Source organism: Pseudoflavonifractor phocaeensis (genome assembly GCF_016901735.1).
Lineage (GTDB): Bacteria > Bacillota > Clostridia > Oscillospirales > Oscillospiraceae > Pseudoflavonifractor_A.
Genome location: NZ_JACLZC010000002.1, coordinates 19,734 through 42,290, shown reverse-complemented (window position 1 = coordinate 42,290; position 22,557 = coordinate 19,734). Strand labels below are relative to the sequence as shown.

Genomic DNA, 22,557 nt, shown 5'->3' with positions numbered 1-22,557 from the left:
GCCACCGGGTATATTCCGGCGGCGGCACTCCCTTTCTTTTTACAATGTTAATCAGTCGTCCTCCAACAGTTTGGAGGGCTGAATCTTCAATACTTGGGCAATTTTGAACAGGGTCTCCAAGGATACACCCCGAATTGTTCCTGTTCCTTCTACCTGGCCGACAAAATTAACACTTTTTCCGATCCGTTCAGCAAGAACCTCCTGTGTCAATCCTGCCTTTTTTCTGTAATAGGCGATTTTTAAGCCCAGAGTGATATATCGTTCCGGAAACTCTGTCTGCATCACTTCACCTCCCAACATTATGCTACCAACAGAACAGGTAAAATATAATTGAAACCAATTAGAGGATTATTTACTTTAAGTAAATGTTTATATATAATAAGAGTTGGAACATTTACTTAAGGGAGCTGTTGGTCAGAAAATGCCAACGAGAACGACATGGATCTATTTACCGTCAGTTTCTTTGGACATCGGATCGTTCCGGAATTTTGGAAAGCGGAAGAGCGTGTGGAGTCGCTGATCCACACATTGCTTTTGGAAAAGGAATATGTGGAGTTTCTGGTTGGCCGTAACGGAGACTTTGATCAGATTGTTTCTTCTGCCGTCAAGCGCCAACAGCGCCGTGTGCGGGATGACAATAGCGCCCTGATTTTGGTACTTCCGTATCCGACGGCAGAGCTACGGGACAATTTGGAGAACTTTGAAGCATATTATGATGAAATTGAACTGTGCAGCGCCGCCGCTGGCAGCCATCCGAAGGGTGCCATTCAGATTCGCAACCGGCAGATGGTGGATCGAAGCGACCTTGTGGTATTCTGTGTGGATCATTCCAGCGGCGGAGCATATCAAACTCTGCGTTACGCCCAGAGAAAGAAAAAAGAAATCCTGAATCTCGCACACGTTGAAGGTTGCGGGTGAGAGTTTGCGTGACACTCTACACAGCTGATAGGAAAATTAACTGTCCCTAACAGAAAATGACTTGACTGGTTAGCGATAGCTAACTATAATCAAGCATAGAGTATCATACCTTTTGAAGAGCGACTATGAAAAATGTAAAATTGATAAGGGCTCTGTACAGGAGATTCTTATACAGTGTTCGGTTGCACCTGTTAGCCACTGGTAAAGCTGGCCGACGGACCGATGCGCCTCCTGATTGTCCGGATCGACTTTGCAGAAAACCACTGCGGTAAGATTGGAGGAGAATATGCCGATTGAGCTATGGCAAGGGCTGCTGATTCCCTTTGCGGGGACGACGCTGGGGGCGGCCTGCGTCTTTTTTATGCGAAACAATTTGGGTGAGATGGTACAGCGTGCGCTCACCGGCTTTGCGGCGGGGGTCATGGTGGCGGCTTCCATCTGGAGCCTGCTGCTGCCCGCGATGGAGCAGGCGGCGGACATGGGGCGGTGGTCCTTTGTCCCCGCCGTTGCGGGGTTCTGGCTCGGCATCCTGTTCCTGCTGGGACTGGATCGGCTGATTCCGCATCTGCACCGCGGCAGCGCGGAGGCCGAGGGCATCAAAAGCAGTCTTGGAAAGACGACCATGCTGACGCTGGCTGTGGCACTGCACAATATTCCGGAAGGAATGGCGGTAGGGGCGGTTTATGCCGGGTGGCTCTTTGGGGACAGCGGGATCACGCTGGCGGGTGCGCTGGCTCTTTCTCTGGGAATTGCCATTCAGAACTTCCCGGAGGGCGCAATCATATCCATGCCTCTGAAAGCGGAGGGATTCTCCAAATCCCGATCCTTTCTCTACGGAACGATTTCCGGTGCAGTGGAGCCCATAGGTGCGATTCTGACCATCCTTCTGGCGGGGATTTTGGTTCCGGTACTGCCTTACGCCCTGAGCTTTGCCGCCGGAGCGATGATCTATGTGGTAGTCGAGGAATTGATCCCGGAAATGTCAGTGGGGAAGCACTCCAATATAGGGACTATTCTGTTTGCAGTCGGTTTTACCCTTATGATGACGCTGGATGTGGCGCTGGGTGCTTGAGAACGATGATACCTAACCGATTCTTTTCTCGGTCTGGAATACGAGCAAATGATAGTGATAGGAGATGTGTATGAACTGGACGCGCACCATCTTGGACGGGCTTGCTATGGCAGCCTATTTTAACCTGTTTGCCGGGTTGGTGGCGCTGTATCATCCCCGGCTGGTGTTTCCCAGCTATCCACCCGCTATCATCAAGGTGGCAAAAGAGCCGCCTACCGGGGCGGAAAACCAATTTTATTGGCTTTGGATCTGCTTTGGGGAGTTGCTGCCCCTCCTTCTTTATGGTGCAATCAGCACTGTGGAGGGTGGGACGACAGGATTCTGGCGGCTGGCCCTGACCGGGTATATCCAGTGGATGATGGTCAATTTCTGTGACCTGTTCTTTCTGGATTTCTGGCTGATTCAGAGGAAGGCGAAAAGCCGGTTTATCATCCCTGGTACGGAGGGGCACCCCAGCTATGCGTTCAAAGCCTGGATGAAGAGCTATGCTCTGCCGGAGCATCTGCTTCAGTGGCCGTTTTTTATGTGCCCTATCCTGGCGGCAGCCCAGGCAGGGCTGGGGCTGCTCATCAATATGTTTTGGTGAACTGTAAGAAAATGTGCCGCATAGGTATTCGTTTTCAAATTGTCAGACCGGTAGTCAAGATGATGGGGATGCCTTTGCGCAAAAACTGCAGGAGATGGGCTATCAGAATGTCTGACTCATGGATACCGCGGAAGAAACTTTCGGCTCCCGCCGCCGGGCGGCAATGATGATACTAGTATCTTCCAGGCGGCTTGTCGGCAGGAAGTAATCCGGAAAACAGAAGGGGTGTTGTTATGTCAAAGTTAGGCGTTGTGGAAGACACGCTGTTTGTCCCCATGGCGGGGAGAATCTATGCCAGTGAGCACTACCCACAGATCTTATACGATGAAAAGGCACTGGATCTGAAAAAGAAGCTGCCGTCCGCCCTACTGGAGCAGGACGGACAGAGCCAGTACACCCTGCTGGCCTCCGCCGCTCGGTCCGCCAATATGGACCGGTTCATCATGTCATTTCTGGAACGCAGGCCGGATGGTATCATTGTCCAGCTCGGATGCGGTCTGGAAACGACGTATCATCGCTGCGACAACGGTCACACTCGATGGTACGCCGTTGATCTGCCCCATGTGGTGGAGTACCGGCGGGAGCTGCTGCCGGAGGCGGAGCGCGAGATCTACCTCACCGGGGACGCTTTTGCCGAAAACTGGATCAGGAGGATTCGCGCTGATGCGCCGGATGCTCCCATCCTGGTTACCGCTGGTGGGCTGTTCCACTATTTTGAGGAGGTTAAGGTTGTGGGGCTGTTCCAAATGCTGCAGAAATTCGGAAAGATCGAGCTTGTCTTTGATGCTGTGAGCAAAAGTGGTATGTCCATGATGCGGAAGAGGTACATGAAGCAGGTAGGCCACGCTGATGCCCGGATGTTTTTCTATGTGGATTCAGTGGCGGAGCTGGCCGGGAAAATCGGTGGCGGGGTCAGAGTGCTGGCCAAGGAGCCCTACTACCGCCATATCCCAAGAAGCGATTTGAAGCTGTCCACAAAGATTAGCATGGCTGTTTCTGATCGGTTCCGCATGGTGAAGATGGTACATTTCGAACTGTAATTTTTTGAGAGAAAAACAAGATGCGTCCCGCAGCAAAATGGGAATGAGGTGAGACCCGGTGCAGGAGCTGAACTATTTGAAAGATAAAGTCATAACACCAGGGCCGGCGCCATTTGTCAGCCATGCCACATATCCTGTGGAAGATGGCCATGCAGATCTTTGGCTCTATGATATTTTTCCGGGCGTACAGCTGATGGTGACGGATTTTGCTTGTGAGACCTGCTTTCAGGATGGCATGGAACAGGATGTGATCGGCATTCATCACTGCGCCCGTGGGCGGTTTGAATGCGTCTTTGACCACTGGAATTACGTCTATATGGGCGAAGGGGATATTGCCCTCAACAGCATGCTGCATCCGCCCATCGGCGCCTCCTTTCCCTTAAAGGATTACTTTGGCTCTACCATCATCCTGTACCCCAAGACCTGTGACGATGTGCCGGAGCTGGCCGGTCTTGGAATCAGCGCCAGGGAAATTTTCCGGAAATACAGTCTGGCGGAGCATTGCAGAGTCTTCCGCCGCAATGAGGCGGTGGAGCATGTGTATCGGGAACTGTACGGAAACCTGGTTAAACCCCAGTTGACCTTCCTGCGACTGAAACTGCTTGAGCTGCTCTATCACATTCAGGCCGACCAGACTGTTTTTGAGGAAAACTGCGGTTATCTGCCCAAGGCGCTGACAGAAAAGATCAAACATGTGAAAGATCATATGCTCCAGAATGAGGACGGACGGATCAGTCTGAAGGAGCTTGCGGCGGAACATGAAATCAGCCTGACCCAGTTGAAAGCCGGGTTCAAGCAAATCTATGGGGAGACTCCCTACGCCTATCTGCGCAGCTATAAAATGCACTGTGCGTCCCAGCGTCTTTTGGAGACAGATCTCCAGATTGGAGAAATTGCTTTGGAACTGGGGTATCAGAATCCCAGCAAATTTGCCCAGGCATTCCGTGCGATTGTAGGTTGCACTCCGGCCCAGTACCGGAGCGGCAGGAAAAACAAATAAGCGCTTTCTCAAATATCCCGCCTGACCGCGGGATATTTTTTGACCTTTTGGAGCATTTGCGCCTTCGGCAGACTTTTTAGAGTGGAACAAAGAAATTGGATACCATATAATTATTGAAGGTTAGATATAGCTAACCGAAGGAAAAAGAAATTGATCTTGAAAGGCAGGATTCTATATGAAGTCCAAGTTGACCACAAAAGACCTGATCGCGGCCGGCGCATTTGCGGCAATTTATTTGGTGCTGCTGACGGTTCTTGCAGTTATGGTACTGCCCATTGTTCCGGTGCTCTACCTGGCCACTCCGCTGATTGCCGGCATTGTATTGGGGACAGTTTATCTGTTGTACTGCGTGAAGGTACCTAAAACAGGCGCCATTTTCATTCTTGCACTGCTGGTGGGCGCCATTACTTCCATGGCAAGTATTTACCCTCTGATCGCCGCGGCGGTGTGGGGCGTGGTTGCGGAAGGGATCGCGTGGGGGAAACGGAGACGCTCGCCCACTGCGTTGGCTGCCAGCTACTGCGTGTTCAATCTGACATCCATGGGGCCCTTTTTCTCCTTGCTGTTGGCAAAGGATGCCTTCCTCTCCACCTGCGTGACCTACTATGGCCAGGAGTACGCAGATACCATTGACCGTCTGACGCCCGACTGGATCATCGCCGTATTTATTGTTTTGGCGCTGCTGGGCGGGATCCTGGGAGGCATGTTCGGAAAGAAACTGCTGAAAAAGCATTTCGCAAAGGTCGGAGCAGTGTGAACAGGCAGGTGCACAGTCGTTTTCACCCCGACCCCAGAAGCAAATTGGCCCTGTTTGTGGCGGCCTGTCTCTGCGTTTTTTCCGGAATGACCCGGATGCAGGAGATCGTCCTTCTGCTCCTCTGCATCGTTGTCCTGCTGTTGAGTAAAAAAGCTGGAAGGGCGGTGGCGGTGGTTCTGCTGTTTCTTCTGATGACGCTGGGAGACCAATTGTTGGTGAGCCGGCTTTCCGGGGCGGCTCAGTATGCCGTGCTGTTGATCTGCCATGTGCTGCGGTTCCTTCTGCCGCTGGCCGTCTCTTTCTACCTGGTCACAAAGACGGTGACGGTGGGGGCTTACATCAGTGCCTTTACCGCCATGCGCCTGCCGGGGGTGGTGGTCATCCCCATGGCCGTAATGTTTCGTTTTGTTCCCACCATGACAGAGGAGTGGCAGGCGGTTTCCCAGGCTTTGCGCCTCCGGGGGCTGGGAGCCACGGGAATCAACAGCATCCTCCACCCCATGCGGCTGCTGGAGTATCTTCTGGTCCCGTTTCTCCTCCGGTGCTCGGAGGTGGTGGACGAAATGTCGGCGGCGGTTATGGCCAGGGGCTTTGACAAGGATCGGCCCAGGACCAACTACCTGGAGCTCAAACTGGGCGTATTGGACTGGGTTTTGATCCTTGCGTCACTGGCGGTCACAGTATGGAATCTGGCGTTTTGAAAGGGGAGCAGCCCGATGATTCGGTTTCAGGAGGTTTCCTATACATATTTATCTCAGGGGTCAGAGGAAGCGCAGAGTCCCAGCCTGGACCACATTTCATTTCACATTCCCAAGGGACAATGCGTGGTGCTGTGCGGTAAAAGCGGCTGTGGAAAAACGACGCTGCTGCGCATTATTAACGGCCTGGCCTGCCATTTCTACCAGGGCAGACTGGAGGGGGATGTTTCGGTAAGCGGTATGGCGCCTGCATCCGCATCCCTGCCGGAACTTGCCCGGGTGGTGGGCAGTGTGTTTCAGAATCCCCGAACCCAGTTCTTTCATACGGATACCACGGGAGAACTGGCCTTTCAGCTGGAAAACCAGAATATGCCCCGGGAGCAGATGCGTCGCCGCCTGGACCAGGTGGTAACGGAGCTGGGGCTGGAGTCGTTAATGGAGCGCAGCATCTTTGCCCTGTCCGGCGGTGAAAAACAGCAGATCGCCTGCGGCAGCGTCTATGCGTCCATGCCCCAGGTTGTGGTGCTGGACGAGCCGTCCTCCAATCTGGACCTGGAGGGCATCCGAAAACTGCGGGGCTTGCTGGAGACCATGAAAGCCTCCGGTGTGACGATCCTGGTGTCCGAACATCGCCTCTGGTATCTGCACGGTCTGGCAGATCGCTATCTGCTGCTGGAGAACGGGAAGCTCCGCGGGGATTTTGAACCCGAACGGATGACAGCACTGGATCCGCAGACACGCCAGGCCCTTGGCCTGCGGGCTGTGGATCGAGGGCAGCTGTTCTCCCTCTGTCCCCAGGCACGACCGGAAGAATGGATGGAACCCGGTCTGGAGCTGCGTGGCCTCTGCTGCCTCCGGGGCCGCCGGGAAGTGCTGCATATATCACACTTGCAAATCCCCAAAGGGGCCATTGTCGCGGTAGTCGGGAGAAACGGGGCGGGAAAATCCACCCTGCTGCTGACCCTGAGCGGGCTGCTGAGGTTCCGGGGAACGGTGAGAGTCGGTGGGAAACCAGCAGCGCCCAAAGCGCTGTCCCGCCTGTCTTATCTGGTGATGCAGGAAGCGGGACACCAGCTGTTTTCCGATACGGTGCTGGGAGAGCTGACGCTGAACGATCCCGACATATCAGAGCAAGACGCACAGGAGATTCTGAAAGCTCTGGGACTTGCGGGGCTGGAAAGCCGCCATCCCGGATCTCTTTCCGGTGGGCAGAAGCAGCGGCTGTCTCTGGGTGTCGCCCTGGCCAGCGGCCGCCGGCTCCTGCTCTATGATGAGCCAACCAGCGGTCAGGACGGAGAAAATCTGCTGCGCACCGCACAGCAGATCACAAGCGCAAATCAGAATGCGGTCTGTACCCTGATGGTCACCCACGATCCGGAGCTGATCTTTCGGTGTGCCACCCACATTATACATTTGAAGGATGGAACACCCCAGGCGTTCTTTCCCCTGAACCGGGACGGCGCAGAACGTCTGTGGCAAATATTTGGAGCGTCGGAATTTGATGAGTTTGATTCTGAAAGGAGCCTGAACAACATGAAGCATTTAAGCGTATGGGATCAGCTGGTGCAGCTGCCCTATCTCAACCTGTACGGCAAGGTGGTGAGCAGCGCTTTGGAGCTGGATCTCTTTACCTACCTGCAGGAGAAGAAAACCCCTGCAGAGCTGGCCCAGGCCATGGGCTGGAACGAGGCGAATACCGGGTATCTGCTGGCAACGCTCGGTACCTACGGTTTTCTGCAAAAAGCGGGGGATAGCTATGTCAATTCCCAGGAAGCCCAGAAGTATCTGGTCCGGGGAACGCCGGACTATCTGGGCGGTTTCATCCATTTTTACGGACAGAACGAGGGCATGGTGCCCATGGATGTGAAAAAGCTGCTGACAGAAGGCCCTCAGCCCATGCCCCAGATGGAGATGGAGCAGAATCTGGACTTCGCTCAGTACGGCCAGATGCTCCGCATGTCCGAGGAGGGGTACCGCCAGCAGGAGATTTTGCGCATTGTCCGGGAACTTCCGGAAAACAGTACGATCCGCCGGGTGCTGGATGTGGGCTGTGCCGCCGGACTGCTGGGGCTGGCTGTCATCAGCGACGGGGAGAACCGCTCCGGCGCGCTGCTGGATCAGATTCCATCTCAGATCATTCAGCCCTCGGTGGACGCCGCCGGGCTGGGAGAGCGGGTCAAGGTCATGCAGGGGAACTTCCTCACCGACGATCTTGGCAGCGGCTATGATCTGATCCTGGCCGTATCCGTCATGCTCTTTGCCAAGGGCGGTATGGAGCCGCTGATGAAAAAGTTCTTTGACGCGCTCAATCCCGGCGGCGTGTTTCTGGTGGTGTCCGAGGGGATTGCGGAGGATCTGTCCGGTCCCTGGGACATGATGACGGGCTATCTGCCCTACTTCCTCAACGGCATGGATCTGGCGGTACGCGCCGGAGAAGTGGAGGCGGCAGCCCGGGCGGCGGGATTCACCAAAATTGAAAGCCGCACCGAACAGCTTTGTTCCGGAACCCAGGATATCCTTGTGATCCGAAAATAAGATGGCCAACAGGATGATTTGTTTGCCTGAAATCCACAACGGGAGCGTCATCAGCACAGAGATGACGCTCCTGCTTTGCAATGGAAATACAAACACAGGGGGAGAACCTATGCACGAGTATTATCGAAAAAACAAGGGCAAACTGCAAAAGGAAATGGACGGGTATCTGAAGCTTGTCAGGTCGGAGATTGAGGAGGTTTTCGGGAAATCCTATCCCCAGGCTTTTGCAGAGATCTGGAGTTGCTATGAGCGGGAGATGCTGGAGCATTTTCCCTTTATCGGAGGGGACAGCAGCAGCGGCACCAGGAATTTGACTGGCTGCATGTTCTTTGTGGCTGTCGGCGTGGTGGGCAAGAAATATGGTCTCTCCACCAACGACTGGGGACGGCTGGCGACCACTTTGTATGAGCGTCATTTTGATCAAATGCCCCGCCTTCTGCGCCGGTTGGCTGGCGGACTGTTTCACCACTGTCCCGGCCTTGTTACGAAAGCGCTGAAGAAAAAGGACAAAAGGAACGCGGAAAACGCTGCGAAAAATCCTGGCAGCTTTTTGACGCAGACCATGGAACCCACAGCGGAGTATACCGTGATCTATCATAATCTGGTTTGCCCCATCTATGAATTTTGCAAAGAGAGAGGATACATGGAGTATCTGCCCTATATGTGCAACCTGGACTATGTTATGTTCCGAGCCTTTGGGGTTTCCTTGTATCGGGAAAAGACCTGCGCTGCCGGGGATGGCGTGTGCGACTTCAAGATCAAGCGCAGCGCTCCCATTCCATCTGTATGGCCGCCTCATATTCTGGATGCGTCTGATCCGCTGAAATGAGGCTGTTGCATTGGATGTATCCACATTGCCGGTTTTTTATTATCGTCACATCTCTCAAAATAGGTTGAAGTTGTCCACCAGAGTTCGCATGGCAATTTCGGATCCATTCAGTATGGTGAAAATGGTGCATCTGTGTTATGATAAAGCATATATCTCTCGACCAAATAGGACGAAGTCGTCCAAACGGAGCGGAAAGAACGGCGATGTACCGCTATACTCAGTAAGGAGGGGCGCGCTGAGCGCCTTTTCTCAGAAATAACGGTTAGCATAATCTAACCGCATTAAAGGAGAGCGGTACATCATGAATACGCAGAAAAAAGGGATGACGGGGAAGGACATCATTACGGTGGGAATTTTCTCCGCCATCTACTTTGTCATCAACTTTGCTTTTATGCTTCTCAGCGGTCTGCATCCTCTGCTTTGGATCTTGATGCCTGGTCTGATCGCCGTATTTGCGGGGATCCCATTCCTGATGATGTGCGCCAAGGTGCCAAAGACCGGCGCGGTGGTCCTGATGGGCTTTATTACGGCCTTGATCTACTTTGTTACTGGCCAATTCACGGTGGTGATTCTCATTGCTTTTGCGGTGAGCTGCATCCTGGCGGAGCTTTGCCGGATCTGTAGCCATTACCGGTCTTTCCGCGGTAATGCTCTGGCCTATGTGTTCTTCTCGCTGGGGATGATCGGCTCCCCGCTGCCTATCTGGATCATGCGAGACAGCTTTCTGGCGCAGATCAGCCAGCAGGGAATGCCGGAAGCCTATGTCTCCACCTTGGCGGCATTGACTTCTCCGGGTATGATCGTGGTTCTGGTGGGGGCACCTATCGTGGGGGCTATTCTGGGTATCCTGCTGGCCAGGGGAATGTTCCGCAAGCACTTCGAGAAGGCGGGGATTCTGTAACATGGATGAGGCACGGCGCTGTTTGGTGTTCGACCCCAGAGTGGGTCTTGCTCTGCTGGTCTTCGCCAATCTGGCGGCCTTCAGTGAGCAGCCTTTTTGGATGGAAATGACATGGATCGGTTTTCTCCTGTTCCTGATGCTGCTCCATCACTGCTTTGCCATGGCGGGGAAAAGCCTCTTGATTTTTGGGGGAATCCTGTGCCTGCAATACTGGATTTTGCCGGCCGCGCCGGGATGGGCTGCTACCAGCTTTTCCATTTTCGCTAACTATGCCCGCCGGATGATGCCCTGCCTGATGATCGGCTTTCTGATGTTTCGTCGGACGCCTATGCCCTATCTGGTGGCTGGAATGCGGAAGATCCACTTCCCTCAGCGGCTGATTGTGGCCGTCTCGGTGACGCTGAGGTACTTTCCCGCCATTCGGGAAGAGACAGGCTATATCCGTGATGCGATGCGGTTGCGGGGCATCCGGGGATTGGCAAAACTGGAGGGGATCATGGTTCCCCTGATGGTTTCCGCTACCGGCACTGCGGAGGAGCTGTCCGCAGCGGCAGTAACCCGGGGAATCGAGGACCCAGCACCTAAGACCAGTCTGGTGGAGCTGCGGGCCACGCCGGTTGACAGCACCGCATTCGTTGTGGGCGTGGGGTTGACTGCTGTCCTTCTGGCAGTCAAATTGGGGGTGTTTCCATGGTAGAACTGCAAGATGTGTCCTTTTCCTATACAAAAGAAAGAGGCACCCTCACCCACGTGGATCTGACCATCCGACCGGGCGAGTGTGTCCTGCTCTGCGGCGCTTCCGGCTGCGGAAAGACCACCATCACTAAGTTGGTCAACGGCTTGATCCCGGCATTTACGGAGGCCTGCACGCTGACCGGACAGGTCCTGCTCCACGGCGCACCGGTGAGGGAACAGCCTCTTTACCAACTGGCCCGGCAGGTAGGGTCTGTTTTCCAGAACCCCAAAAGTCAGTTTTTCAACATGGATTCCGACAGTGAGCTGGCCTTTGGCCTGGAAAATCAGGGCATGACTCGGGGTGAGATCCTCCGTCGGCTGGATAATACCACTGACCGCCTACATCTGAAGCGGCTGAGGGGCCGGAACATCTTTGCCATGTCGGGCGGAGAAAAGCAGCTGCTGGCCTTTGCCTCGGTCTATGCCATGGGGCCGGAACTCTACATTCTGGATGAACCTACGGCCAATTTGGATCGGGATACCATTGACAGACTCCATGATCAAATCGCATACCTGAAAAGTCGGGGACACACCATTCTCATTGCGGAGCATCGGTTGTACTTTCTGGCGGATCTCATAGATCGGGCCGTCTATCTGCGGGACGGGGTCGTGGAGCGGATCTGGAGCGGAGCAGAATTCCGGCGGCTGGCTGAGACAGAACGGATCGCTCTGGGCCTTCGCACACTCACGCCTACTCAGGTGACTCTGCCGCCCTCCCGCGCTGCGGGGGAACAGGATGGACTGTCTGTGGAGGGACTGTGCTGCCGGTACAAGCGGAAGCCGCCGATATTTCAAAACCTTTTCTTCTCCGCCCGCCCGGGAGAGGTGCTGGCCGTCACGGGTGACAATGGCGTGGGAAAAAGCACCCTTTCCCGCTGCTTGTGTGGCCTGATGCGGGAGAGTGCCGGAACGATCCGCCTCAACGGCCGCATCCTTGGTGCGAAGCAGCGGCAGCGGATTGCCTACTGCGTCATGCAGGATGTGAACCATCAGCTCTTTTCCGACAGCGTATGGGGAGAGTGCCGGCTGGCTATGGAAGGGCTCTCTGACCAGCGCATTCAGGAGGTGCTGGATCGGCTCAATTTGCTTGCGTTCCGGGAAAAGCACCCTATGGCCCTCTCCGGCGGTCAGAAGCAGCGTTTGGCGGTGGCTACCGCCATGCTGTCCCAAAAGCCGCTGCTGGTATTCGACGAGCCCACCAGTGGTCTGGACTATGCAAGAATGCAGGAAGTGGCCCGCTGCGCACGGGAACTGGCGGCCGAGGGCCGGGTGGTTCTGGTGGTGACCCATGACCGCGAATTTCTCCAGTGCGCCTGTGACCGAGTCCTGGAACTTTGAGAAAGGAGTTGAGCCGCAATGGCATTGTTACAGGACGGCCAGCCGGATCTGTGCCTCTTGGCCAAGAGCGGTGGGTGCAGCGTTTATCAGCTGCGAAATGAGAGCGGCGAGGGAACCATGACCGTCTACGAGGCGTTCCCCGGCGCTACCATCCTGTATAACGATTTCCACATGGCCTATTGCGACTCCTCTTTTGAGACCCGGCAGGATCTTCTCTGCATCGACTATTGCCGGGAAGGCCGGATGGAATACGCTGTGGGCAACGATGCATTCTCCTATGTGGAGGCAGGTGACCTGAAAGTGGATCGCCGTCTGAAGCACAAAGGATATTTTTCCCTCCCGTTGTCCCACTATCATGGCATCTCCATGTGCTTTGATCTGTCCATGGCGCCCATGGAACTGGCTCATCTGGCGGGGGACTATCCTTTGGACCTGGCCGCCATCCAGCGGAAATTCTGTCCGGATGCCCGACCGCGGGTTATTCACGGAGCACCCTCGGTGGATCACATTTTTCAGGAGCTTTGTGCCGTACCGGAGCAGATCAAAATGCCCTACTTCCGGGTAAAGATTCTGGAGCTGCTGCTGTATCTCGACGCCCTGGAATTGGGAAGCGGAACGGAAAAACCGTATTTTTACCGTTCCCAGGTGGAAACGGTAAAGGCCATCCGCTCCTATCTGGTGGAGCATCTGGAGCAGCATATCACATTGGAGGCTCTGTCCAGACAGTACCAGATACCTTTGACCACCATGAAGGCTTGTTTCAAAAGTGTATATGGCAGTCCGGTGAACACCTATATGCGGGCACTGCGGATGGATCGGGCGGCTCTGCTGCTTCGGAAAGAACCGGAGGCCAGTGTTACAGAGATCGCCGGAGCGGTGGGCTATGACAGCTCCAGCAAATTTGCCGCGGCTTTTCGGGCGGTGAAGGGACAAACTCCGCTGGAATACCGGCGAGGCGGCGGGAATCCCGTTCTCTCTTTTCCTGACGAAACGGAGTGACGCCGGCCGTGCGGAGCGGCAAGCACGGACAAGAACCGATAAAATAGGGCATGGTGAGAGACATCTCACCATGCCGATTTTTTTGAGAGGAGTGGTTTTGTGAAACAACGCAGCTGGCTGGCCATCCTGCTCTCCTTTGCCGGTCCCTGCCGGGGAAAGCTGGTCTTGTCTGTCTTGTGTGCTGTTATCAGCGTAGCAGGGGGCTTTGTGCCGTATCTGGGGGTCTATGAGATCCTTCGCCTGTTTATCCATCAGTCGGCCTCCGGCATGGAGCTTCTCCGATGGGCTGGAGTGTGTCTGGCGGGATATGCGGTCAAGGTGGCTTTTTACGCCTTTTCTACTATGCTGGCCCATGTGTCTGCCTACACCATTTTGGAGGGTCTGCGCCGTCAAGTGGCCCATAAGCTGATGCACGCTCCCTTGGGGAGTGTGCTGTCGAAGCCCGTCGGTTCCCTCAAGAGCACCATCGTGGATCGGATCGAGGACATTGAGCCGCCGCTGGCCCACATGATCCCGGAACTGAGTTCCAATGTGCTGCTGCCTATCGTGGTGGTGATCGCCCTCTTTGCCATGGATTGGCGGATGGGCCTTGCCTCCCTTGCTACGATCCCGGCCGCGCTGATCCCCATGGCGGCGAGCCTGCGGACCTACAACGAAAAGTATGCCGCCTATATGGAGGCCAATGCCCAGGTCAACAGTATCATTGTGGAGTATGTGGAGGGCATCGAGGTGGTAAAGGCTTTCAACCAGAGCGGCGCCTCCTATGAGAAATTCGTCCGGGCAGTGACCAGCTTCCGTGACTTCACGCTGGATTGGTTCCGCTGTACCTGGAAGTCCATGAACCTGTGCCTGTCCATCCTGCCTACCACGCTGCTGGCTACCCTGCCGGTTGGGATCGCCCTGTATCAGACCGGCGTCCTGGACCCGGCACGGCTGGCTCTATGCCTGATGCTGGTGTTGGGTATCGTGTCCCCGCTGGTGCAGGCTGCAGCCTTTCTCAATTCCATGAAGAGCATGGAATTTGCCGTCCGGGACACTCGGCATCTGCTGGATCTGGAGGAACTGCCAGAGGCGTCCGAGCCCGCCCGCCTCTCCGGCAGCGGTATCACTTTGCGGGATGTGTCCTTCTCGTATAGCGGGAAAGAAGAGGACACTGTGCTGCGTCACATTGATCTGGAACTTCCCGCCGGCACCTTCACCGCTCTGGTGGGTCCCTCCGGCGGCGGCAAATCTACGGCAGCCCGGCTTATCGCCCGGTTCTGGGATGTGACGGATGGCCGCATTGCCATAGGCGGTGTGGATATTCGGAATCTCACACTGAAGCAGCTGGCGGATCAGGTCAGTTTCGTGACACAGGACAATTTCCTCTTTGACTGCTCTCTGAAAGAAAACATTCGATTGGGGAAGCCGGACGCCACGGAGGAGGAAGTTTGGGCGGCTGCCCGGGCCGCTCAGTGTGAGGAGTTTTTAGGACGGCTGGAGCATGGATGGGATACCCCAGCGGGTGAAGCGGGCAAGCAGCTCTCCGGTGGGGAGCGGCAGCGGATCGCCATCGCCCGCGCGATTCTGAAGGACGCCCCCATTGTCATTCTGGACGAGGCCACCGCCTTTACCGATCCAGAGAATGAGGACAAGATCCAGCGTTCCCTGATGGCGCTCTCCCGGGGGAAAACGCTGCTGGTTATTGCCCACCGGCTGAGCACGATTCAGAACGCCGACCAGATCGTGGTGCTGGAGAAAGGCCGTATTGTGGACAAAGGCACACAGCCGGAGTTGCTCAGCCGATGCCCGCTATATCAAAAGCTATGGCAGGCCCATGTGGGTGCCCAGAATTGGGCAGTTGGAAAGGAGGCTTGACGATGTTTCAGAGTATGAATCGGATTCTGCGTTGGACAAAGGGGTACCACAGACGGCTGTATCTCGGAAGCCTCTGTTCGTTTCTTGCCACCTGGGCCGCCGCCGGGCCGGTGATGCTGGCGGCCTGGGCCCTTGGGCTGGTCATCGAGAGTGCCCAGGAGGGGACGGCGCTGGACGCCAAGCTCCCCTGGCTGTGCCTGGGCGGGATCATCCTGCTGATCGTTCTGCGCTTCGTGTGTGCTTACTGGAAAAACCGGCTCCAGGAGAGTATCGGAACAGAGCGAGCGGCGCAGCAGAGACTGGAACTTGGTGACCTGCTCAAACGGGTTTCCTTGGGGTATTTCTCCAAGAATAACCTGGGCGACATTCTGGCTGCTCTGACCACGGAATTGAGTACCTTGGAGTTGCAAAGCATGAAAATGGTGGATGCAGTCATCAACGGCTATCTGCAGGTACTGGTCATCGTTTTGTGCATGGCATTCTTCTGCCCGGAGGCGGCGCTGGTGGCAGTGGTGGGCGTGCTGCTGTCCGCCTTTGCCCTCCGCGGCATCGGGCGGCAGAGTGCCCGCACCGCTCCGGTGGGACATCGGGCCCAAGAGGCATTGTCCGGGGCGGCCATTGAGTACATCCATGGCCTGCCCGTGGTCAAATCCTTTGGCCAGGAGGGGGTGTCCTCCCAGCGGTTTTTTGAGGCGTGCCGGGCCAATAAGGACATCCGTATCAAAAATGAGTTTGGCTTTGTGCCCTGGAACTGCCTGCACCTGTTTTCTCTGAAGGCCGCAGCTGTTGGCCTGGTGCTCACCGCCGGCTGGCAGACTATGAACGGAACCTTGGAGTTGCCGGTGCTCCTGATGGCTGCCATGTTTTCCTTCACGATCTTCGGCAGTGTGGAGTCCATCAACGACGCCGCCCATATCCTTTCTGTCACGGACTCGGTGCTGGACCGTCTGGAAGAACTGGAGGGAACGGAACTGCCGGATCAGGATGGGAAAGACATCTCTTTGGAGCATTACGACATCTGCTTCGACCATGTCTCCTTCGGTTACGGAACACGGGAGGTGATCCACGATGTTTCCTTCCATCTGCCGCAAAACAGCGCCACCGCCATTGTAGGGCCGTCCGGCAGCGGGAAGAGCACGCTCTGCGCACTGCTGGCCCGGTTTTATGATGTGGATCAGGGACGCATCACCGTGGGCGGCTATGACATCCGGAAGATGACCTGCGACAGCCTTTTGCGCAACATTGCTATGGTATTTCAGAATGTGTATCTGTTCCACGACACCATCCGCAATAACATCCGTTTTGGCCGTCCGGATGCTGCCGAGGAGGATGTGATCGCTGCAGCTAAAGCGGCCCGCTGCCATGACTTTATCATGGCGCTGCCCCAAGGGTATGACACCATAGTGGGAGAGGGCGGTTCCAACCTTTCCGGCGGAGAAAAGCAGCGCATTTCCATTGCCCGGTGTCTGCTGAAAGATGCCCCCATCATCATTCTCGATGAGGCCACCGCCAGCGTGGACCCGGAGAATGAGCATGAGATCCAGGAGGCGCTCTCTGCTCTGGTGCGGGGAAAGACCATCATCACCATCGCCCACCGTCTGGCTACAATCCAAAACGCAGACCGGATTTTAGTGGTGGAGGATGGCCGCATTGCTCAGCAGGGCACCCATCAGGAGCTGATGAGCCAGGAGGGAATTTACCGGAACTTTATCGAGATCCGACAGCGGGCTGAGGGCTGGCGGATATAAAATAAGTATGTGGGGAGGCAGATATGCCTCCCCACATACTGTTTTGGAATGATTCTTTGGATTTTGGCTTTGTATCACTTTCGCTTTGCCATTTTCCTGTACTCCAGCGGGAGCAAGCCGGTGCTTCTTCGAAACAGTTCCGCAAACCGGCTGGATGTAGAATATCCTATCGTTTGAGCAATCTGACCAATTTGCAGATCGGTATGAGCCAGCAGATATTCTGCCTGACTCATGCGGCGCTGCTGTATATACTCTGTGATCGTGCAGCCATAGACCTTCTTAGGGGGCTGCATGAACTCGGCCAATTCCTTGTTGGAAATACCGTTGTCCAGCAGGCGCTTTTTCAAAGTGTCGGAGATCAGGCCGACCTTCCGATGGTGCCCGACCACACGGACATTCCCATCCCTGTCAGTCACATTGTCCTCCACCTCAAACTTGTATAGTGTGTGGGAGACGAGCTGACCATCTCGGAAGTCCTCACCCTCCAGGATTTCCATGATTTTGCGGGAGCGATCCTCCAACTGTTTGGTGAACACCACGATGGGGTAGGCCTCTACCATGATCTCCATGAGCACAGAGTCATCCATACTGTATTTGCGCTTGGCGAGGGTCATCATTCTGCGGTATGTGCTGTTGCAGGAATTGGAGTGAATGGTGGTGCAGACCGTGTGGCCGGTTCGGGAGCTCTCTGCCGCAGACAGACTTTCCGCCGCAGACCGCATCTCACCGACGCCGATTACATTGGGATGCTTGCGCAGGACCCGCTCCAAGAGGAAGTCCTGGTTGATGTTCAGAGCCGGATTCTCGCTGGGGCGGGTCAGCAGGTGGATGACAGAATTCAGGATGTTGCCGTTCTCGTCCCGTTTGACCAGATCAAACTCACGGCTGCCCTCCTCGATGGTAATGAGGCGCTGGTTATTGGGTACATTGGAGAGCAGCCAGGCCATAATGGTAGTCTTGCCGGAACCCGTGGAACCAGCGATGCACACACTGACACCGTACCGAATACAAGCCATCAGGAAGTGAAGCATCTCAGCTGTGGCGCTGCCAGAATCCAGAAGCTTCTGTTCAGAGACCGTCTGCTGATTGACGATACGGATGGAGGCATTGATACCAACATCCGGGTCCACGATAGGGGTCTTATCCACGGAGATACGGATGTTCTTATCCAGAAAACCCACCACGCTGGGCATCGTATCATCGATGACCATGCCGCAGGCGTTGAGCATACGCCGCACCACATCAATGGCGTGCTGCGGAGAAGAAAACTTGTCCGGGATCTTGATGCTGCGGCCGCCGGCCTCGATCACCTCAATGTCATTGTAGGCATTGATATTGACTTCCTCGATGCCGGGCTTGTAGATCCATTTCTTCAAAAAGGAGTACCCGGCCATATCTTCATAGAGCTGCTCGCAAAGCTGCTCGGTGGTCAGCCCGCTGATAGCGTATTTGCGTTTGACGATGTACTGCACCATCAGTTCTTTCAGCAAGGCTGTGGCCCGCTCGGCATTGGCTTCGCCAGCCTCAGCAATGGTGGAAGCGTGATTCTCAGCAAAATACCGCTGCACATCCTCCAACACCTGGTCATAGGTCAGATCCTGATTGGCAGCAGGCGCAAAGAATATGTCGTTGAGGTTATTCATCGGCATCGTCCTCCTCGAACTCTTCCTCATCGTCGGGATCTTCCTCTGCGGCCTGTTTCGCCAACTCCATCTGCTCCAGTGCGTCCAGCACCTTGTTGAGCGAAGCGGTGTACTTGGGATTGCAATATTTGATGGCCTGGAACATGCCGCCCTCAGTGGCGCACCGGTCGATTTCCTTGCCGTAGGGGAGCAAACCATCAAATCCTCCGATGATATACCCCATTTCATCCAGAGCGTGGAACGGCCGGGCCATACCGGCAAAGGTCAGGTGCTGATCGTAGTGAAAACGTCCATCCACCAGCAGCGGCTGATGGGCCTTCAAGTAGTTGATCCCTTTCAAATCAGGGGTGAGCAGTCTGACGACCAGATCACCGGATTCAATGGCTGCCGGTGTGAACACATTGGTCATGTTGGAACTGCAGTTCAAAATGACGAAATCCACCAGTTTGGCTGCCGCATTGACCAGCTGGAGCACCATGGCGTATTTGATTTCCGGGTAACTCAGAGGATTCTCACCGGCGGAATACCCCATCAGGCCAATAAACGGATAGCTTTTCAGAACCGTGACATGGCTTGCCACCAGCGAGGTATCAATCTCTACACTGCTGAGAACCTGGCCCACCGAGGCGTTGGTCTGAATGATCTGATCCGGCAGCCAGACCGGGAGCATGGGAACGCTGATCTCCGCATTGATGATGATGGCTTTCCGCTTATCTCGAGTCAGGGCTTTTGCAAGAATGCAGGAAAACATACTTTTCCCGCTTCCCGGACTGCCCCAGACAGTAATGACTTTTCCCATCGTTTCCGACCTCCTTCTGTTACTCAGCCGGTTGGCTGGTGTCCGCGGGGGGCGTTTCAGCACCGCTGTCCGGCGCCTCAGAACCGTCCTCGGCCGTAGGCTCGCTGCCCTCCGTAGTCTCACCATCTTCCGTCAGCGTTTCGGGAAAATAGATCTCCTGCAGAGTTTTGTCCTGCGCTGCCAGAAGTTCCTCGGCCAGCTGATCGTTGTTACGGGAGATCAGGGCCACATGGGCGACGCCGTCGTTTTCCATCTCTGTGATGATCCGGGCCTGCTCAGGTGTCGCCAGAACTGTGATGGTAGCAGATTGCTGCCGCTCTTCGTCCTCCGTGGGCTCCTTGGTGTTGTCCACATTGACGCCATCGGAATCGGTAACCGACAGCACTTTAACAAAGCGGAGCTCCGGGACCTCTTCTGCTGTCTCCAGGAAGTGATAGATCCGAATGATGTCGTTGGGCTGGAGCTTGTCGGAGAGGCCGGAGGCCAGCGTCTTAACAGTCATTGAGATAGCTACCTTTCCAGAAGGAATGTCATTGAGTGCCACATCCGAAGAAACCGGAACACTGCTGACCTTGCTGGTAAGGATGTAGTCACCCTCAGCCAAATCCGCTGTTACATACAGCCCCTCTACATCGCTGAGACTGTGTGCAACATTGGAGGGCAGATTGTAGCCGCCAACTTCCACAACCTCGGCATTGTCCGAGGTGATTTTTTCGCCTTTCAGCACCGGCTGCGTGATACGGACGATTTCGGCTTTTCCGTTGGTCTGACGGGCGATGGTGGGGAGGGCAACAAAGGCAATGACTGCTGCCAGGACCAGGGACAAAATGCCGAAGATAAAACGGTTGTTCAATTTCATAAGCATAATCTCCTAATGCAAAAATAGTTCGGCCAATGTCGCCGCAGAGCAGCCGCAGGCCAGAAAAGGTAGAAACGGGATGGACAAAGGGCGCCGATCCCGGTAAATCCGCCGAATCATCAAAATGATGGGCATAGCACATACTGCGGAAACCAGAAAAACGATGGACATACCGGAAGGACCATAGATGAGTCCCAGCACACCGCAGAATTTGATGTCACCGCCGCCCATGCCGGTCCCTCCAGTCACCATGGCAGCAGTCAGAGGAATACTGAATCCAAGCAGAGCACCTATTAAGGACTTTGCGAATATCGGCCAGAGCCAAAGCGGAGGTTGTCCGCAGTCCAGTGCGAACCACGCTTTGATCAGCGGCGCCGCCGCAGCCAGCGGGATAAAAAAGACGAGCGCCCGGTCGGGCACTCGCCGATGAAAGATATCGTAGAAGGCAAAACCGACAATCACCAAAAATGCGGTGAGCAGATATGCCGACCAGATACTATTCTCGATTGGTATACCAGTCATCATAGAGGCTCCCGTTGATCGATACATAATCATTCAGGTTGATGCTCAGCATCCCATCCGGTGTCCACGTGTCCCAAACCTGAGTAAATACTGTGTAGTTGGTAGAATCCGGGAACCAGATAGGCGTAAAATGCACCGTTCTGTTGTAAGTGGAGAAATCGTTGGGCTGGAAAGTGAATTTTGCACTTCGACCACTGGACACCCGCTGCAGAAGACGCAGATAGGTTTGGTACTGGAATTCCGGAAACACAGAAAACGCCGTCTGCGGATGGGTAATGTGACTGGTGGGGGCATCGGTAGAGAGCGTTGCGGTCACATCCTGCTTGACGCCATACCCGCTCTTCATGGCCTTGCCGGAGGCAGTCGGTACAATATCATCCGGCATCAGAGACATGACTCCGCTGATTGAAGCGGAGTAACCGGTGTATTCATACTCCCAATATCCTTCATCGACCCAGTGACCACCATCTTCTCCGTGGTCACACCATACCCATACCGGCACCCAGTAACAGCTCCAAACACCCCAGTTGGCGGTCAGTTTCTGTGTTTCGCTGGGAAGGGAAGGCAGTGTATAGCTCGGATTGGTATCCGTAGCTACGGGATCGGGCGGGATGTGTTCGTTCAGATCTACGATTTTCGCCACAAAGGTATCCTGGGCAGTATAGGCGCCGCTGACGGATACCGTTATAGTGACTGTCTGGGGAGTGGAGGGAGTGTGCCATTTGACCCAGACTTTCTGGCTGTCGCCAGCCGGAATCACGATATTGTTGACCCGGTAGGATGTGCCGAGAATAGAAAAAGTCACCGAAGCGGGGTTATCCGGTGTAAGGTCGGTGTCAGTCCGAAGTGTCACGGTCGTAATTACATCGGTATCTACCCGATACTCTACATCAGGAGCCTCAATCTCGCCTTCGGGCGGGATTTCATCAAACCAGACGATGCCAACGCCGAGGGTATTGATGATGTCGGAGTTGCTTTGCGTCCCGGTGGTGTTACCGCCCCATGCAGAAATGCCCAGGTCGCTGAACTCCAGAAACATGCTCAGGGGCAAGTTCTTATGGGTGAGCGAGGTCATAGTCCTTCGCAGTGAACCACCCGCCAGCTGATCGTACAGGCCGGCTTCGGTTGCTGTCATGCAGTAATACTGGCCATTGTGGGTAAAGTAGGCGATAGGCTCAATCAGCAGCTTATATTCGCCGGCAATCATCCGTTCGTAGTCCACACCTGCTGCCTGAGCAACCATCATGCAGGCATATTCTGAGCAGAAGTACCGTTTGATGGCATCAATATTATTCTGCCCGCTACTGCTGACGATTGTGGGCATAGACTGGGTGGGCTTGATGCAGGTATAGGCCACGCCGGATGGAAGAGAAAGCCCGGTACCGGCCAGATATTGCAGTTTATTGACTTTACCGAAGTGCAGGATGCTGCTGTTCTGCGTACGATTGGAAAAGTCAATCGGAGAAGAGACGGCAGAGCCGCTCGCTGCATCTACCACCGTAATGCGAACACCGTCATTGCCCGGGTTCCAGAAGTTGGTGCTGGTGCCCTGGCCCATACCACCGCCGCCGCCGTCAATGTTGCCGTTCCCGCCGGCAGCAAAAGCAGTGGCAGGAACAAGGCACAAGGTCAGCGCCAGACTGCACAGGAGGGCGAGAAGTCGTTTCAAATGACATCACACTCCAATCATATAAAATTGAAGGGCCGCCACATAGCTGTGA

21 protein-coding genes are annotated in these 22,557 nt (G+C 55.1%); 15 read left to right on the top strand and 6 right to left on the bottom strand.

Going from position 1 to position 22,557, the window contains the following annotated elements; translation table 11 throughout:
* Positions 1-51 precede the first annotated feature (51 nt).
* The gene (locus H7U37_RS00975) at positions 52-282 is read right to left on the bottom strand and encodes a helix-turn-helix domain-containing protein (protein WP_040411886.1); all 231 of its coding nucleotides are present in this window, start codon (positions 280-282) and stop codon (positions 52-54) included.
* Between the two features lie 156 nt (positions 283-438).
* On the opposite strand from H7U37_RS00975, the gene H7U37_RS00970 reads away from it, so the two are divergent.
* From H7U37_RS00970 to H7U37_RS00900, 15 genes are all read left to right on the top strand, one after another.
* Positions 439-918: a hypothetical protein gene (locus tag H7U37_RS00970; protein ID WP_204872912.1), complete on the top strand. Its 480-nt coding sequence runs from the start codon at positions 439-441 to the stop codon at positions 916-918.
* A gap of 286 nt (positions 919-1,204) precedes the next feature.
* Positions 1,205-1,990: a ZIP family metal transporter gene (locus tag H7U37_RS00965; protein ID WP_204872910.1), complete on the top strand. Its 786-nt coding sequence runs from the start codon at positions 1,205-1,207 to the stop codon at positions 1,988-1,990.
* 70 nt (positions 1,991-2,060) lie between these two features.
* A complete protein-coding gene (locus H7U37_RS00960; RefSeq protein ID WP_204872908.1) occupies positions 2,061-2,576 on the top strand; it encodes a hypothetical protein in 516 nt (171 codons plus the stop codon).
* Between the two features lie 251 nt (positions 2,577-2,827).
* Positions 2,828-3,616, top strand: a complete 789-nt coding sequence (locus H7U37_RS00955; protein ID WP_477742896.1) for a class I SAM-dependent methyltransferase — start codon at positions 2,828-2,830, stop codon at positions 3,614-3,616.
* Between the two features lie 136 nt (positions 3,617-3,752).
* A complete protein-coding gene (locus tag H7U37_RS00950) occupies positions 3,753-4,616 on the top strand; it encodes a helix-turn-helix transcriptional regulator (protein WP_338049732.1) in 864 nt (287 codons plus the stop codon).
* A gap of 175 nt (positions 4,617-4,791) precedes the next feature.
* On the top strand, positions 4,792-5,373 hold the full coding sequence (locus H7U37_RS00945) for an MptD family putative ECF transporter S component (RefSeq protein WP_204872902.1): 582 nt from the start codon (positions 4,792-4,794) through the stop codon (positions 5,371-5,373).
* Entirely contained in the window at positions 5,370-6,074 is a 705-nt protein-coding gene (locus tag H7U37_RS00940; RefSeq protein WP_204872900.1) for an energy-coupling factor transporter transmembrane protein EcfT, read from the top strand. The genes H7U37_RS00945 and H7U37_RS00940 overlap by 4 nt, the downstream gene beginning before the upstream one ends.
* Positions 6,075-6,089: 15 nt before the next feature.
* A complete protein-coding gene (locus H7U37_RS00935; RefSeq protein WP_204872898.1) occupies positions 6,090-8,606 on the top strand; it encodes an ATP-binding cassette domain-containing protein in 2,517 nt (838 codons plus the stop codon).
* Positions 8,607-8,715: 109 nt separating this feature from the next.
* The gene (locus H7U37_RS00930; RefSeq protein ID WP_243414179.1) at positions 8,716-9,435 is read left to right on the top strand and encodes an L-2-amino-thiazoline-4-carboxylic acid hydrolase; all 720 of its coding nucleotides are present in this window, start codon (positions 8,716-8,718) and stop codon (positions 9,433-9,435) included.
* Between the two features lie 301 nt (positions 9,436-9,736).
* Positions 9,737-10,336 carry an MptD family putative ECF transporter S component gene (locus H7U37_RS00925; RefSeq protein WP_204872893.1) on the top strand — a complete coding sequence of 200 codons (600 nt, stop codon included), beginning with the start codon at positions 9,737-9,739 and terminating at the stop codon, positions 10,334-10,336.
* Position 10,337: 1 nt separating this feature from the next.
* Entirely contained in the window at positions 10,338-11,033 is a 696-nt protein-coding gene (locus tag H7U37_RS00920) for an energy-coupling factor transporter transmembrane component T (RefSeq protein ID WP_204872891.1), read from the top strand.
* The gene (locus H7U37_RS00915) at positions 11,027-12,409 is read left to right on the top strand and encodes an ABC transporter ATP-binding protein (protein WP_204872888.1); all 1,383 of its coding nucleotides are present in this window, start codon (positions 11,027-11,029) and stop codon (positions 12,407-12,409) included. The genes H7U37_RS00920 and H7U37_RS00915 overlap by 7 nt, the downstream gene beginning before the upstream one ends.
* Positions 12,410-12,427: 18 nt before the next feature.
* Complete coding sequence (locus H7U37_RS00910; protein WP_204872886.1) at positions 12,428-13,408, top strand: helix-turn-helix domain-containing protein; 981 nt, start codon at positions 12,428-12,430, stop codon at positions 13,406-13,408.
* Between the two features lie 99 nt (positions 13,409-13,507).
* Positions 13,508-15,265 (top strand): ATP-binding cassette domain-containing protein, encoded by a 1,758-nt coding sequence (locus tag H7U37_RS00905; RefSeq protein ID WP_204872884.1) that lies wholly within the window; start codon positions 13,508-13,510, stop codon positions 15,263-15,265.
* Positions 15,266-15,267: 2 nt separating this feature from the next.
* Complete coding sequence (locus H7U37_RS00900) at positions 15,268-17,013, top strand: ABC transporter ATP-binding protein (RefSeq protein ID WP_204872882.1); 1,746 nt, start codon at positions 15,268-15,270, stop codon at positions 17,011-17,013.
* A 74-nt stretch (positions 17,014-17,087) separates the two neighbouring features.
* On the opposite strand, the gene H7U37_RS00895 is transcribed toward H7U37_RS00900, so the two are convergent.
* The 5 genes from H7U37_RS00895 to H7U37_RS00875 all read right to left on the bottom strand — a co-directional run bounded on the left by H7U37_RS00895 (position 17,088) and on the right by H7U37_RS00875 (position 22,505).
* Positions 17,088-18,656 (bottom strand): ATPase, T2SS/T4P/T4SS family, encoded by a 1,569-nt coding sequence (locus tag H7U37_RS00895; RefSeq protein WP_204872880.1) that lies wholly within the window; start codon positions 18,654-18,656, stop codon positions 17,088-17,090.
* A complete protein-coding gene (locus H7U37_RS00890; RefSeq protein ID WP_420875785.1) occupies positions 18,649-19,407 on the bottom strand; it encodes a hypothetical protein in 759 nt (252 codons plus the stop codon). Before H7U37_RS00890 ends, H7U37_RS00895 begins: the two co-directional genes overlap by 8 nt.
* Positions 19,408-19,474: 67 nt before the next feature.
* Complete coding sequence (cpaB, locus tag H7U37_RS00885; protein WP_040411863.1) at positions 19,475-20,314, bottom strand: Flp pilus assembly protein CpaB; 840 nt, start codon at positions 20,312-20,314, stop codon at positions 19,475-19,477.
* Between the two features lie 12 nt (positions 20,315-20,326).
* A complete protein-coding gene (locus H7U37_RS00880) occupies positions 20,327-20,839 on the bottom strand; it encodes a prepilin peptidase (RefSeq protein ID WP_204872877.1) in 513 nt (170 codons plus the stop codon).
* A complete protein-coding gene (locus H7U37_RS00875; protein ID WP_204872875.1) occupies positions 20,811-22,505 on the bottom strand; it encodes a DUF8193 domain-containing protein in 1,695 nt (564 codons plus the stop codon). Before H7U37_RS00875 ends, H7U37_RS00880 begins: the two co-directional genes overlap by 29 nt.
* Between the last annotated feature and the right edge of the window lie 52 nt (positions 22,506-22,557).

Excerpts from the sequence above, each read along its gene's own strand:
- H7U37_RS00975 (WP_040411886.1), bottom strand. The coding sequence starts at position 282 with ATGCAGACAGAGTTTCCGGAACGATATATCACTCTGGGCTTAAAAATC.
- H7U37_RS00970 (WP_204872912.1), top strand. The coding sequence starts at position 439 with ATGGATCTATTTACCGTCAGTTTCTTTGGACATCGGATCGTTCCGGAA.
- H7U37_RS00965 (WP_204872910.1), top strand. The coding sequence starts at position 1,205 with ATGCCGATTGAGCTATGGCAAGGGCTGCTGATTCCCTTTGCGGGGACG.
- H7U37_RS00960 (WP_204872908.1), top strand. The coding sequence starts at position 2,061 with ATGAACTGGACGCGCACCATCTTGGACGGGCTTGCTATGGCAGCCTAT.
- H7U37_RS00945 (WP_204872902.1), top strand. The coding sequence starts at position 4,792 with ATGAAGTCCAAGTTGACCACAAAAGACCTGATCGCGGCCGGCGCATTT.
- H7U37_RS00935 (WP_204872898.1), top strand. The coding sequence starts at position 6,090 with ATGATTCGGTTTCAGGAGGTTTCCTATACATATTTATCTCAGGGGTCA.
- H7U37_RS00930 (WP_243414179.1), top strand. The coding sequence starts at position 8,716 with ATGCACGAGTATTATCGAAAAAACAAGGGCAAACTGCAAAAGGAAATG.
- H7U37_RS00925 (WP_204872893.1), top strand. The coding sequence starts at position 9,737 with ATGAATACGCAGAAAAAAGGGATGACGGGGAAGGACATCATTACGGTG.
- H7U37_RS00920 (WP_204872891.1), top strand. The coding sequence starts at position 10,338 with ATGGATGAGGCACGGCGCTGTTTGGTGTTCGACCCCAGAGTGGGTCTT.
- H7U37_RS00915 (WP_204872888.1), top strand. The coding sequence starts at position 11,027 with ATGGTAGAACTGCAAGATGTGTCCTTTTCCTATACAAAAGAAAGAGGC.
- H7U37_RS00910 (WP_204872886.1), top strand. The coding sequence starts at position 12,428 with ATGGCATTGTTACAGGACGGCCAGCCGGATCTGTGCCTCTTGGCCAAG.
- H7U37_RS00900 (WP_204872882.1), top strand. The coding sequence starts at position 15,268 with ATGTTTCAGAGTATGAATCGGATTCTGCGTTGGACAAAGGGGTACCAC.
- H7U37_RS00895 (WP_204872880.1), bottom strand. The coding sequence starts at position 18,656 with ATGAATAACCTCAACGACATATTCTTTGCGCCTGCTGCCAATCAGGAT.
- H7U37_RS00890 (WP_420875785.1), bottom strand. The coding sequence starts at position 19,407 with ATGTTTTCCTGCATTCTTGCAAAAGCCCTGACTCGAGATAAGCGGAAA.
- cpaB (WP_040411863.1), bottom strand. The coding sequence starts at position 20,314 with ATGAAATTGAACAACCGTTTTATCTTCGGCATTTTGTCCCTGGTCCTG.
- H7U37_RS00880 (WP_204872877.1), bottom strand. The coding sequence starts at position 20,839 with ATGATGACTGGTATACCAATCGAGAATAGTATCTGGTCGGCATATCTG.